At 53.4% G+C, this 13,471-nt stretch carries 13 protein-coding genes; 9 read left to right on the top strand and 4 right to left on the bottom strand.

Annotated elements, in window-relative coordinates; all coding sequences use genetic code 11:
- Positions 1-17 precede the first annotated feature (17 nt).
- From hupB to BLU64_RS01895, 3 genes are all read left to right on the top strand, one after another.
- Positions 18-290, top strand: coding sequence for a nucleoid-associated protein HU-beta (gene hupB / locus BLU64_RS01905; RefSeq protein ID WP_074727878.1), 273 nt, complete (start codon positions 18-20; stop codon positions 288-290).
- Positions 291-526: 236 nt separating this feature from the next.
- The gene (gene ppiD / locus BLU64_RS01900; protein WP_074727773.1) at positions 527-2,407 is read left to right on the top strand and encodes a peptidylprolyl isomerase; all 1,881 of its coding nucleotides are present in this window, start codon (positions 527-529) and stop codon (positions 2,405-2,407) included.
- Between the two features lie 138 nt (positions 2,408-2,545).
- On the top strand, positions 2,546-2,914 hold the full coding sequence (locus BLU64_RS01895) for a ComEA family DNA-binding protein (RefSeq protein ID WP_026742857.1): 369 nt from the start codon (positions 2,546-2,548) through the stop codon (positions 2,912-2,914).
- A gap of 251 nt (positions 2,915-3,165) precedes the next feature.
- On the opposite strand, the gene queC is transcribed toward BLU64_RS01895, so the two are convergent.
- Entirely contained in the window at positions 3,166-3,861 is a 696-nt protein-coding gene (queC, locus tag BLU64_RS01890; protein ID WP_026742856.1) for a 7-cyano-7-deazaguanine synthase QueC, read from the bottom strand.
- A 110-nt stretch (positions 3,862-3,971) separates the two neighbouring features.
- Positions 3,972-5,045, bottom strand: a complete 1,074-nt coding sequence (locus tag BLU64_RS01885) for a PLP-dependent cysteine synthase family protein (RefSeq protein WP_074727771.1) — start codon at positions 5,043-5,045, stop codon at positions 3,972-3,974.
- A gap of 120 nt (positions 5,046-5,165) precedes the next feature.
- On the opposite strand from BLU64_RS01885, the gene BLU64_RS01880 reads away from it, so the two are divergent.
- The 5 genes from BLU64_RS01880 to amtB all read left to right on the top strand — a co-directional run bounded on the left by BLU64_RS01880 (position 5,166) and on the right by amtB (position 11,230).
- Positions 5,166-5,627: an Lrp/AsnC family transcriptional regulator gene (locus tag BLU64_RS01880; protein ID WP_026742854.1), complete on the top strand. Its 462-nt coding sequence runs from the start codon at positions 5,166-5,168 to the stop codon at positions 5,625-5,627.
- A gap of 81 nt (positions 5,628-5,708) precedes the next feature.
- A complete protein-coding gene (locus BLU64_RS01875) occupies positions 5,709-7,478 on the top strand; it encodes a SmdA family multidrug ABC transporter permease/ATP-binding protein (protein ID WP_074727769.1) in 1,770 nt (589 codons plus the stop codon).
- Positions 7,471-9,246, top strand: a complete 1,776-nt coding sequence (locus BLU64_RS01870) for a SmdB family multidrug efflux ABC transporter permease/ATP-binding protein (RefSeq protein WP_026742852.1) — start codon at positions 7,471-7,473, stop codon at positions 9,244-9,246. The genes BLU64_RS01875 and BLU64_RS01870 overlap by 8 nt, the downstream gene beginning before the upstream one ends.
- A 313-nt stretch (positions 9,247-9,559) precedes the next feature.
- Entirely contained in the window at positions 9,560-9,898 is a 339-nt protein-coding gene (gene glnK / locus BLU64_RS01865) for a P-II family nitrogen regulator (protein WP_026742851.1), read from the top strand.
- A 39-nt stretch (positions 9,899-9,937) separates the two neighbouring features.
- Entirely contained in the window at positions 9,938-11,230 is a 1,293-nt protein-coding gene (gene amtB, locus BLU64_RS01860; protein ID WP_026742850.1) for an ammonium transporter AmtB, read from the top strand.
- A gap of 101 nt (positions 11,231-11,331) precedes the next feature.
- Here amtB and tesB read toward each other — a convergent pair whose 3' ends face one another.
- A complete protein-coding gene (tesB, locus tag BLU64_RS01855; protein ID WP_026742849.1) occupies positions 11,332-12,195 on the bottom strand; it encodes an acyl-CoA thioesterase II in 864 nt (287 codons plus the stop codon).
- Positions 12,196-12,401: 206 nt separating this feature from the next.
- On the opposite strand from tesB, the gene BLU64_RS01850 reads away from it, so the two are divergent.
- Positions 12,402-12,974, top strand: a complete 573-nt coding sequence (locus BLU64_RS01850; protein WP_071999779.1) for a YbaY family lipoprotein — start codon at positions 12,402-12,404, stop codon at positions 12,972-12,974.
- Between the two features lie 32 nt (positions 12,975-13,006).
- On the opposite strand, the gene BLU64_RS01845 is transcribed toward BLU64_RS01850, so the two are convergent.
- The gene (locus BLU64_RS01845) at positions 13,007-13,327 is read right to left on the bottom strand and encodes an MGMT family protein (RefSeq protein ID WP_244888407.1); all 321 of its coding nucleotides are present in this window, start codon (positions 13,325-13,327) and stop codon (positions 13,007-13,009) included.
- Positions 13,328-13,471 lie beyond the last annotated feature (144 nt).

Genomic DNA, 13,471 nt, shown 5'->3' with positions numbered 1-13,471 from the left:
TCAGAGGGGATGAAAGAGTGAACAAGTCACAACTGATCGACAAAATCGCTGCGGATGCTGATATTTCCAAAGCGGCGGCAGGGCGTGTGTTGGATACCATTATTGGATCTGTCACTGAATCTCTAAAAGAAGGGGATGACGTTGCTTTAGTTGGGTTTGGAACATTTGCGGTGCGCGAGCGGGCAGCTCGCACAGGCCGCAATCCGCAGACCGGAAAGGAAATCAGTATTCCTGCCGCTAAAGTACCGGGCTTCCGCGCAGGTAAAGCGCTGAAAGACGCCGTAAATTAATTGTCTTAGGGGAGAATGTCTCCCCTAAACATTACCTGACGTCACGATGTGGGTAAGGTAAGATATGGGGCGCATCATTCAATGATGTGCCTTTTTTTACCGGAAATCCGGATTACTATCATCAGGCAGTCGCCTGAGTGCGCCCTGGCCGTTTTGCGGCTATAGCATCGCAAGGAAGCATGGCTGCGGCCTGCGCAGGGAGTTTCATCCATTCTACAGCGGAGTGTTGTCACATTATGATGGACAATTTACGCGCGGCCGCGAATAACGTCGTGCTTAAAATTATTCTGGCCCTGATCATCGGTTCATTCGTACTGACTGGCGTAGGTGATTACTTGATTCGCGGGTCAGGTGATTACGCAGCGAAGGTCAACGGGCAGGAAATTTCCCGTTCCCAGTTGGAACAGGCTGTACAAAACGAACGTAACCGACAGCAGCAGATGCTGGGAGAGAACTTCTCTATTCTGGCGAGCAACGAAGGTTACATGCAGCAATTGCGTAAACAGGCGTTGTCTCAGCTGATTGATGAAACGCTGCTGGACCAGTATTCTCACACGCTGGGTTTAAGCATCAGCGACGAGCAGATCAAGCAGGCCATTTTCGCTATCCCCGAATTCCAAACCGATAACCGCTTCGATAACGAAAAATATCTGACCCAGGTGCGTCGTCTTGGCCTGAGTCCAGAGACTTTTGCCCAAATGCTGCGCAAGCAGTTGACCACTCAGCAGTTGGTCCGTGGCCTTGGGGGCACCGAGTTCCTTTTGCCCCAAGAGCTTGACCGCCTTGTACAACTGGCGGCGCAGGATCGCACCATCCGCACGGCGACCATCAATGCCGCCGACCGCGCCGAGTCGCAAACGGTCAGCGATGCTGAAGTGCAGAGTTTCTACGATCAGAACAAGAGCCGTTATCTGGCGCCTGAACAGTTCAAGGTCAGCTACATTCTGCTGGATGCGGCCGCCATCATGGACAAAACCAAGGTGGATGATGCGGCTATCGCCGCCTATTACGATCAGCACAAAAACGATTTCACTCAGGGCGCACGCAAAAAATACAGCCTCATTCAGGTAAAAACAGAGGCGGAAGCCAAAGCTGCATTGGATAAGCTGCAGCACGGCACCGACTTCTCCGCGTTGGCTCAACAGATCTCAACCGACGTCGTTTCTCGCCGCAACGGCGGCGACCTGGGCTGGATGGACGACAATTCAACCGTGGACGAACTGAAGCAGGCAAAACTGACCGAAAAAGGACAGCTCTCCGGCGTCATCAAATCCTCTGTGGGTTACTTGATTGTCCGTCTGGACGATATGCAGCCGCAGCAAATCAAGCCGCTGGCTGACGTTCGCGCTGAGCTGGCTGAGAAGGTGAAACACGAAAGAGCGCTGGATGCGTTTTATGCGCTGCAGCAGAAAGTCAGCGAAGCGGCCAGCAACGATAATGAGTCGCTGGCTTCCGCAGAACAAGCTGCCGGCGTTAAATCGGTACAGACCGACTGGTTTAGCCGGGATAAAGTTCCCGCCGCGCTGAACTTTCAGCCGGTTACCCAGGCCATTTTCGGCGGTTCTCTGTTAGGCGAAAATGGCGCCCCGGGCAGCAATTCGGATGTGATCAGCGTCGATGGCGATCGTGCTTTTGTCGTGCGCATCAGCGAACACAAACCGGAAAGCACCGAAGCGCTGGATCAGGTACGCGATCAGGTTGTTCAAACCTTGAAACGCCAGAAGGCGGATCAACAGGCGCGTCTTGAGGCTGAGAAAATCCTCGCCGACCTGAAAGAAGGGAAGATGGACAGTCTGAAAGCCGCTAATCTGAGCTTCAGCGCGCCAAAGACACTATCTTCTTTAAACCAGAACGAAGTGATGGCTGAGTCGATCTTTGCTTTGCCAATCCCTCAGAAGGACAAGCCTTCTTACGGCTTATCGAAGGATCAGGCGGGCAATGTGGTGATTGTGGCGTTGGACAGCATTCAGCCGCACACGCTGCAAGATCAGCAGAAACAGCAGTTTGCTAATCAGGTGAAACAGAATGCGGTCGGCTCTCTGTTTGACGTCTTGATTACCAGCCTGCGCAGTGAAGCGAAAATCAAGCTGGGGAATGCCGCTCAACAGCAGGAATAACCCTCGCAAGAGAATGTAACGCACTGCAACAGATAAAGGCCGCTTTCGCGGCCTTTTCCACATTTGAACACGGCGTATTGTTGCTGATTTCCCCTTCAGGCAAGGTGGGCGTGCTGTCAAACACAAGGAGACAACAGCATGAAAAAATCAGGAATCAAGGCTATGTGCTTCGTCGTGGGTCTGACCCTGTCGAGCCTGCCTGCACTTGCTCAAGCCGCGACAAAAGTGAACGCGGATATAGCGGTTGCGACTTTGCAGCAGGATGCGCCGGGCAAGAAGATCGAGCCGGTCATGCCGTCGGCCAGCGATGAAGAAAAAGTGAGTATCAACTCGGCATCGGCGGAGGAACTGGCCGATATTCTTAACGGCGTGGGTTTGAAAAAAGCGCAGGCTATCGTGAGTTATCGGGAGCAAAACGGTCCATTCACGCAGGTTGATCAGCTACAGGAAGTTCCAGGGATCGGTGCTTCACTGATTGAACGGAATCACACCCGGTTACGGCTCTGACGCTAAGTTAAAAAACGGATAGGTGAGTCGTTACGGGGGCGGAAACTTCTGTTCAGGAGATGACATTGGTTGAATGAAGCCCACAAAGCGGCTCTTGACGCAGGATGAAGTTAACCACAGAGAGATATCGTCATGGCGCTCGCTTTATTAAGCAATGAGTCTGGGCTGAGTTAATTAGCAGGAGTTGATGGTGGTTATCCGTGAGTTCGTCAATGGATAACCACCGGTCGGCAATGCGTTGGCGGAGTGAGTTACTTCAGCCCGGTTTTCTTGGACAGTGACGCTCTGACGCTTTCGGGGTTCTGCTGATACTGCTCTAGCCCTTTCTGGCGCAGATGGCAAGCGGCACATTGACCACAGCCGTCGCCTTTGATGCCGTTGTAACAGGTCAGTGTATGGTGACGAATTGTGTCTAGCTGCTGGTAGTAGTCGGCCAACGCCCAGGTTTCGGCTTTGTCCAGCCACATCAGCGGCGTAAGAAAACGGATATCTTTGGCTAATCCGAGCGCGACGCCTTCGTTAAGTGCTTTGACGAACTCGTCGCGGCAGTCCGGGTAGCCGGAAAAGTCGGTTTCGCAGACGCCGGTAATCACCGTATCGGCGCCGACCTGATAGGCGTAGATGGCGGCCAGCGTGAGAAAAAGGATGTTGCGACCGGGAACGAACGTGCTAGGAAGACCGTCCTGGTTCTCGTCGAAGTCCGGCACGGGAATGTTGTCCCGCGTTAGGCTGCTGACAGCGAGTTCATTCAGCAAACGAACGTCCAACACTTTGTGGGCGCAGGCGCCCAAGCGTTGAGCTAGTTCGGCAGCTACGTCGATTTCAGCCCGATGTCGCTGTCCATAATCGAACGTCACGCAGTGCACGTGATCGTATTGCTTGAGAGCCTGTATTAAGCAGGTTGTGGAATCCTGTCCACCGCTAAAAACAACTACTGCGCTTGTCATGCTGGTTCACCTCAATGAGCAGGGGGCCGTAGATACAGACTACGGTTTAACATGTCACGAAGGGGATATGGTAACTCAAATCCGTCCTCGCTTCAGCGCAGTAAATGACATCATACGGGACAAGGCGATAGGCTATTCTGCTGCGGTTCCGAGGCAAGTTGCCGGATGTAAGGCGCCAGATTACCGATGTGCGCCGCTACCCACTCAGGGTTGAAATAGGTATCCAGATAGCGCTCGCCACTGTCGCACAGCAGCGTCACAATGGCGCCTTGCCGCCCTTCGGATTTCATTTTTTCGGCTAGCTGCAACATGGCCCAGACATTGGTGCCGGTCGAAGGACCGACTTTACGGCCAATAACGCTCTCCAGCCAGAGTAAGGTCGCCACGCTGGCGGCGTCAGGCACTTTAATCATCTCGTCTATCACACTGGGAATGAAAGACGGTTCGGCCCGCGGGCGGCCAATACCTTCGATTCTGCTGCTGCAATCTGCGGTCAGCGTTCGATCCTGCTGATGATAGCAGTCGTAAAACACGGAGTTCTCGGGGTCGGCAACCACCAATTTCGAATCCAGGCCTTTATAGCGAATATAACGCCCGAGGGTCGCTGAGGTTCCACCGGTGCCCGCGCTCATCACCAGATAATCAGGAACCGGGAAAGGCTCTCTGGACATCTGGTGATAAATGCTGTCGGCGATATTGTTGTTGCCCCGCCAGTCAGTCGCCCGCTCAGCGTAGGTAAACTGATCCATATAATGGCCGTTAAGGTCGCGGGCCAACTGCTCCGATGCCGCGTAGATCTGTCCTGACTGCTCAACGAAGTGGCAACGGCCGCCATAAAACGTAATTTGCTCAATTTTACGTTTCGCTGTGCAAGCAGGCATTACGGCTATGAACGGCAGCCCCAGCAGGCGGGCGAAGTAAGCTTCGGAGACGGCGGTACTGCCGGAGGAGGCTTCGATGATCGTCGTGCCTTCCTTGATCCACCCGTTGCTGAGGCCAAACAAAAACAGTGAGCGTGCCAGCCGGTGTTTAAGGCTCCCGGTAGGATGAGTACTCTCGTCTTTCAGATAAAAAAAGATGCCGGGGTAGGCGGGTAGCGTCAGGCGCATGAGATGCGTGTCGGCGGAACGTTGAAAGTCAGCTTCAATCGCGCTGACGGCATTTTTTACCCATAAGTTGGTCATAAGGGAACTTCCGTTGTTTCTGAAGGATACGCTTAGATTACCGTGGTCATGAGGAAAAAATATTGCATAATTTTCTTTATTTGGCCTAAATAGTGGAAAATTTTTCTATGGTTATTCCACATGCTAGATAAAATCGATCGCACGTTGCTCTCTCTCCTTCAACATGATTGTACGCTTTCGCTGCAAGCATTGGCTGAGGCTGTCAATCTTACATCGACACCTTGTTGGAAAAGGCTGAAGCGTCTGGAAGAGTCTGGGTATATCAAGGCGCGTGTCGCTCTGCTGGATAACGAGCGGCTAGGACTGGGCTTAACGGCATTTGTGCTTTTGAAAACTCAGCAACACAACAGCGACTGGTATCGAGACTTCTGCCGTTTCGTTTCCGATATGCCCGAAGTGTTGTCTTTTTATCGCATGGCCGGTGAGTATGATTATCTGATGCAGGTTCGGGTAGAGGATATGAAAAACTATGACAACTTCTACAAGCGTCTCGTCAACGGTATTCCCGGTTTGGTGGACGTCACGTCCAGCTTTGCGATGGAAGAGATTAAACATACAACGGCATTGCCGATTAAGGTCTAAATTTATCCATCAGGGCAATCATGTATACTATTGTTCTGCCCGAAATAATAATGATGCTACTAGCTTTGGAATGAAGACCGCGTGAGACTTTTTGTTCAACTAGGATGGTATTTCCGCCGTGAATGGAAGCGTTATCTGGGGGCGGTGATCCTCTTAATCGTTATCGCAATACTGCAATTGCTGCCTCCGGCTCTTGTCGGGATTGTTGTCGACGGCGTAACGCAACATAAGATGCCTGCCGCTACCGCGATGGGGTGGATTGGGCTTATGGCGTTGTCCGCGGTTCTGACCTACCTGCTGCGATATTTCTGGCGCGTTTTGTTGTTTGGCGCGTCTTATCAACTGGCGGTGGAATTACGTGGAGACTTTTATCGTCAGCTGAGCCGTCAGCATCCTGCCTTTTATCTACGTCACCGCACCGGAGACTTAATCGCGAGAGCCACCAATGACGTCGACCGAGTGGTGTTTGCCGCAGGTGAAGGCGTGCTGACGTTTGTCGACTCTCTGATGATGGGATGTGCCGTACTGGTGGTAATGTGCACACAACTCAGCTGGCAGCTGACGTTGCTGTCGTTGGCACCGATGCCAATCATGGCCGTCATTATCAAACACTACGGCACGCAGTTGCACCACCGCTTCAAAGCCGCTCAGGCCGCGTTCTCTATGCTGAATAACCAGACGCAGGAAAGCTTGACCAGCATCCGCATGATCAAATCGTTCGGACTGGAAGATTATCAGTCTCAGCGTTTCGCCGAAGTCGCTGCCGACACAGGGGCCAAAAACATGCGAGTGGCACGCGTGGATGCGCGGTTCGACCCAACAATTTATATTGCTGTCGCATTGTCTAATCTGCTGGCGATTGGAGGCGGGAGTTGGATGGTAATCCATGGGACGATGACGTTGGGCGAACTGACCAGTTTCGTCATGTATCTGGGCCTGATGATTTGGCCGATGCTGGCGTTGGCCTGGATGTTGAATATCGTGGAACGCGGCAGCGCTGGGTACAGCCGTATCCGTCAGCTCTTGTCTGAGAAGCCGGTGGTGCTCGACGGTGCTCAGTCTTTGCCGGACAAGCCCGGAACGCTGGCGGCAGATATCCAGACATTCCACTATCCGCAGCATAGTCAGACTGTGCTGCATGACGTCAGTTTCAGGCTGCAACCTGGCAGAATGCTGGGGCTATGTGGCCCCACCGGTTCAGGGAAAAGCACGCTGATCGCTTTGTTGCTGCGTTCCTTTGACGTGGAGAACGGGCGGATTTCTTATCATGACCTCCCGCTCAAGAGCCTTCGTCTGGATGACCTGAGGCGCCGGTTTGCCGTCGTTGGACAAACACCGTTCCTGTTTGCCGATACGGTCGCGGGCAATATCGCCTTGGGCCGTCCGGATGCGACGGAAGCGCAAATTCAGGAAGCGGCGCGTCTGGCTCATGTTCATGACGACATTCTGCGTTTGCCGCAGGGATACAAGACAGAGGTGGGCGAGCGCGGCGTCATGCTATCCGGTGGACAGAAGCAGCGAATCGCCATCGCCCGTGCGCTCCTATTGGAGGCTGAGGTGCTGGTGCTGGATGATGCCCTGTCTGCCGTGGACGGACGCACCGAACACGAAATATTGAACAACCTACGTGAGTGGGGTGAAAGGCGCACGCTGATTATCAGCGCACACCGGCTTTCCGCCTTGGTCAACGCGGATGAAATCCTCGTGCTGCAACAGGGCCAAGTGGCGCAGCGCGGCAATCATCAGTCGTTGTCACAGGAATCAGGTTGGTATCGGGATATGTATCGTTATCAGCAACTCGAAGCCGCATTGGACGAGCCGACGTCGCTTGAGGAGGTCAAAGGTGAGTAATTCACATCCGCTCTGGCCGACGCTGAAACGTCTGCTGGCCTATGGGTCACCCTGGCGCAAGCCGCTGGCGGTAGGCATGGTGATGCTCTGGGTTGCGGCGGCGGCTGAAGTCGCAGGACCAATACTCATCAGTTATTTTATCGACCATCTCGTCTCAAAAGGGCAGTTCCCGCTGATGTTGGCCAGCGGTTTGGCGGCAGTTTACGTGTTGCTGCAACTTCTCGCCGCATCACTGCACTACCTGCAATCGTTGACCTTTAATCGGGTTGCGGTGGGCGTCGTACAACAATTGCGCATCGATGTGATGGACGCCGCATTACGTCAACCGCTGTCGACGTTCGATACCCAGCCTGTCGGGCAACTGATTTCCCGGGTGACGAATGATACGGAAGTGGTCCGGGATCTCTACGTGATGGTGGTGGCGACGGTGCTGCGTAGCGCTGCGCTTATCAGCGCCATGCTGGTGGCGATGTTCAGCCTTGATTGGCGTATGGCGCTCGTCGCGCTAACCATTTTTCCTGCTGTGATGGTGGTGATGGTGATTTACCAGCGCTATAGCACGTCAATTGTACGCCGTGTGCGTAGCTATCTGGCGGATATCAACGATGGCTTCAACGAAGTCATCAATGGTATGAGCGTCATTCAGCAATTTCGTCAGCAGGCGCGGTTTGGTAAACGCCTGAGTGAGGTCAGCCAAAAGCACTATCTGGCGCGAATGCAAACGCTGCGTCTGGAGGGGTTCCTGTTACGTCCGCTGTTGAGCCTGTTTTCTGCGCTGGTGTTGTGCGGACTCCTTCTGCAGTTCGGTTTCAGCTCGGTCGGCTCGGTGGGTGTCGGCGTGTTGTATGCTTTCATCAACTACCTTGGTCGGCTTAACGAACCTTTGATTGAGCTAACGACTCAGCAGTCGATGCTTCAGCAAGCCGTCGTGGCCGGCGAGCGTATTTTCGCGTTGATGGATGGTAAGCGTCAGGATTATGGCGACGATTTAGATCCCCTGACTAGCGGACGCATCGATATCGACGACGTGACCTTCTCATACCGCGGCGGCAAGCCGGTATTGAGTAACATCAACCTGCAGATCCCTGATAAGGGATTTGTCGCATTGGTGGGCCATACCGGCAGCGGCAAAAGTACGCTGGCGAACCTGCTGATGGGGTATTACACCCCCGAACACGGTGTTATTCGGCTGGATCAGCGTCCGCTGCCGACGTTGTCTCATCAGGTTCTGCGCAGCAATGTGGCGATGGTTCAACAGGACCCGGTAGTCCTGGCGGATTCTGTCTATGCCAACATCACGTTGGGCCGTGATATTGATGAAGAAAGTGTGTGGCGCGTGTTGGATATGGTGCAAATGGCTGAGCTGGTCAGGAATATGCCCGAGGGGATTCACAGTCGCATCGGCGAACAGGGCAATAACCTTTCCGTGGGGCAAAAGCAGCTGCTTGCGCTCGCGCGCGTGCTGGTAAATTCGCCGAAAGTGCTGATTCTCGATGAAGCGACGGCCAATATCGACTCAGGGACAGAGCAGGCTATCCAGAAGGCGTTACGCCTAATCCGCGCGCAAACTACGCTGGTGGTTATTGCTCACCGTTTATCCACGATCGTCGAGGCGGACAATATTCTGGTGCTTAACCACGGCGAAATGGCCGAGCAGGGGACACACTCGCAACTGCTGGCCCAGCAAGGGCGCTATTATCAGATGTATCAGCTACAACTGGCAGGGCAGGCCCTTGCAGAGTCAAACGTTACGATATTGCTGAGATGACTTCCTAAACTCCCTCAAAACTTCGCCTGATTTTCGGCACGCACCATAACCTAGCAGACATTTTCCTGCTCTTAGGGTAAGGCGCACTGGAATCAGGCGTTGCGCACTAAAATGGTGCGCTGGATATGTGCGCTTTGATTCCTGATAGTCCATTCTTTATTCAAGCCCGGTTTGCGCGATACGCGCATTCATCATCTTTCACCGCTTTTCCCTCGTCTAATCATTTATGGCACATCAATTGCTTTCAATGATGGCGTATAGACATTTGATAGTGACGGCGCAGGCCTGAACTTAACGGGTTAGGGGGATGAGAATGAAATTGGTGACTGTGGTAATCAAACCGTTCAAGCTGGAAGACGTGCGCGAAGCCCTTTCTTCCATTGGTATTCAAGGCCTTACCGTAACAGAGGTAAAGGGATTCGGACGGCAAAAGGGCCATGCGGAACTGTACCGTGGCGCGGAATACAGCGTCAATTTCTTGCCTAAAGTAAAAATAGATATCGCTATCGCCGAAGATCAGCTCGATGAAGTGATCGATGTGATCAGCAAAGCCGCCTACACCGGCAAGATTGGCGACGGTAAAATCTTTGTCGCCGAACTACAGCGCGTCATTCGCATCCGTACCGGCGAAACAGATGAAGCTGCACTATAACAACTACCTGATTTAGCCTTATAAATAGGGATGAATGAAATGAAGAAACTATCCTTCTTGTCTGGTCTGGGTACCGTAGCCATGTTACCGGCATGCGCCTTGGCTGAGACTGCAGCACCAGTGATCGATAAAGCCGATAACGCTTTCATGATGATTTGTACCGCTTTAGTGCTTTTTATGACCATTCCTGGCATCGCACTGTTTTACGGCGGTCTGATTCGTTCCAAAAACGTGCTGTCTGTACTGTCTCAAGTGGTGGTTGCTTTCGCGCTGGTTTGTCTGTTGTGGGTTATCTATGGTTACAGCGTTGCGTTCAGCTCCGGCAACGAATTTTTCGGCAGCCTGAGTAACTTCATGCTGAATGGCATTGATATCAACTCTCAGAACGGCACGTTCTACCAGTACATCCACGTCGCTTTCCAAGGCTCCTTCGCGTGCATTACTGTTGGCCTGGTGATTGGTGCTCTGGCGGAGCGTATTCGCTTTTCCGCAGCACTGATTTTTGTGGTTCTGTGGCTGACATTGTCCTACCTCCCAATGACTCACATGGTGTGGGGCGGCGGCTATCTGGCCGCAGACGGGGCGCTTGATTTCGCCGGGGGCACGGTAGTGCACATCAACGCCGCGGTTGCGGGGCTGGTTGGCGCAACCTTGCTGGGTAAACGCGTCGGCTTCGGCAAAGAAGCGTTCAAACCCCATAACCTGCCGATGGTGTGCATCGGAACCGCTATTCTGTATATCGGCTGGTTCGGCTTCAACGCGGGTTCCGCTAGCTCAGCCAACAATATCGCGGGTCTGGCATTTTTGACCACGGTGATCGCTACGGCGGCAGCGATTCTGGCCTGGGTCGTCGGCGAATGGGTTCTGCGTGGCAAGCCTTCTCTGCTGGGCGCGTGCTCCGGCTGTATCGCAGGTCTGGTTGCCATTACGCCTGCGGCGGGTACGGTTGGCGTTGGTGGTGCGATGATCATCGGTTTTGCGGGCGGCTTCGCTGGCCTGTGGGGCGTAACCGTGTTGAAACGCTGGCTGCGTGTTGACGATCCATGCGACGTCTTCGGCGTTCACGGCGTCTGCGGTATCGTCGGCTGCATTTTGACGGGCGTCTTCACCTCGTCTTCGCTGGGCGGCGTGGGGTACGCGGAAGGCGTCACCATGGCTCATCAGGTTTGGGTTCAGCTGTTCAGCGTGATCGTTTGTATCATATGGTCTGGCGTGGCCGCATTCATTGCCTTCAAAATCGCTGATATGGCTGTGGGTCTTCGCGTACCGGAAGAGCAAGAACGTGAAGGGCTGGATGTTAACAGCCACGGCGAAAACGCTTACAACCAATAATCAGTATCCCGGGGCGTGTAATACACGCCTCGACCGGAAAAAACCACCCGTGAGTTTGCTGCGGGTGGTTTTTTTATTGGGGTAATTACAAGGAAGAGCGGCTACGCGCTGTGTCGCCGGATAACGCCTTCTTGCATGCTGGAGGCAACCAGCACGCCTTCTCGGGTGTAGAACTGACCTCGAACCAACCCTCTGGCGCCGGAGGCCGATGGGCTGTCGACGGCATAAAGCAGCCAGTCATCCATACGGAATGGTCGGTGGAACCACATCGCGTGATCGATAGTGGCCACCTGCATGTTGGGTTCGAGAAAACCAACGCCGTGAGGTTGGAGCGCCGTTAGCAGACAGTTGCAGTCGGAGGTATATCCCAAAAGGTATTGGTGAATGCGTTCATCGTCAGCCAACTTACCGTTAGCTCGGCACCAGACATGGCGGATTGGTGGCTCAACTTCTCCTTTCAGCGGGTTATGGAATTTTACCGGCCGCATTTCGATAGGACGTTGTTTGGTAAGCATCTCTTTCAACTGAGGCGGCAGCAAATGAGCCAGGCTCTGAGCTATGTCTTGCTCTGAAGGCAAGTTTTCGGGCATCGGCACCTGCGGCATCACGCTCTGGTGTTCAAACCCCGGCTCGGGTCGCTGAAATGAGGCGGTCATATGAAAAATAGGGCGGCCGTTCTGAATGGCATCTACGCGTAGGGTACTGAAGCTCTTGCCTTCTCGTAAGGTAGTAACCTGATAGATAATGGGCTTTTGACTGTCTCCTGGCAAAAGAAAGTAACAGTGAAAAGAGTGCACGCTACGTTTTTCGGAAACCGTCTGTTTCGCCGCCGAAAGCGCCTGACCGACAACCTGGCCGCCAAAGACCTGTCTCAGTCCTAACTCCTGACTTTGACCACGAAATAAACCTCCCTCGATTTTTTCCAGATTCAGCAAATCGAGAAGCTGTTGTAATGCCTGACTCATCATTATCAGCCTTGTCGCTAGTACGCTATGTTGCGGGTCCTGGTGCGATAACCACGGGACCCCACTTTTTGTTTTGGTCCTTTATGTCATCCCTTATGAAAATACCAAGATATTGAACCATAATTAAAACGCCGAGTGGTTCTTGCTACTTAGCGGTCATCGGTTTTCGCCGAAGGCCATATAAATGATAAAGGGAGACTTACCAAATGAAATTATGGCATATCTTGGGCGGTATCATGGTATCGATCGGCTTGGTTGGGTGTGCGGATAAAAGTGATAGTGGTGTAGCTCCGGACGTCAGAGGTCCTATTCCGGCGAGTGGCAGCTATCTACCCGGCATTGCTCAGCCTTCCGTGACCGGCACGGTGAATATTCGACAAAAAATAGCACTGCCAGCGGATGCCGAATTAACAGTGACTGTTTCAGATGCCTCGCTGGCCGACGCTCCGGCGAAAATCATTACCCAGCGGGTGACATTGACTCATGGAAAACAGTCGCCTTTCCACTTCGTTCTGCCCTATAACCCGAACGATATCCAACCTAAAGCGCGTGTGCTTTTGAGCGCGGCAGTTACCATCAATCATCGCGTCACGCTGATTACGGAAAGGGTAGTGCCTGTGATTACCAATGGCGTTCGTTCCGCCGAGTTGACTTTGGTGCCGGTGGAGTCTGTGCCTGTACCGGCTAATCCGTCAGTACCTTTAGCGGCAGGGACGGATATCCATAGCGGAGCGACGGTGCCCCCTGTTTCAGGTACGGCCGTTTCCCCGATGCAGTAATCAAGGGGGGAACCAGCGGCGAGCGATCAGATTTACGTCGTTGGTTGCCACCGAAACTGGTTGAGGTCAATTTTACCAGCTAAATTAAATCTTATTCCTTCCGCAACCAGCGCCAGCTTTTGGCGCTGGTAATCGGGGCCCGTCAACGATAGCTGGCCTTTTCGATTAATCACACGGTGCCAGGGGAGCGCGGTTCCTTCAGGCAGATTACGCAATATAGCGCCGACTTGGCGCGCAGCGCGGGGCGAGCCGGCTAAAAGCGCGATGTCTCCGTAGGTTGTGACTTGACCAAAAGGGACCGCCGCGATGACCTGGAACACGCGTTGTCGAAAATTATCTTCATGTGGCGACATAGCCGTAGGGAGACTCCTGTTTGCCATGAGATTTATCGATAGTGCATGGTATCAAGTCGGTAGTGGGTAAGAAAACGGCGGTTAGGCCGTGTCGGCTTGCAATTGAGCAGGTCATCGCTGATAATGCCCACCGCTTCGCAGTGC

Source organism: Lonsdalea quercina (assembly GCF_900107885.1).
Lineage (GTDB): Bacteria > Pseudomonadota > Gammaproteobacteria > Enterobacterales > Enterobacteriaceae > Lonsdalea > Lonsdalea quercina.
This window is presented reverse-complemented; position numbering and strand designations above follow the sequence as displayed.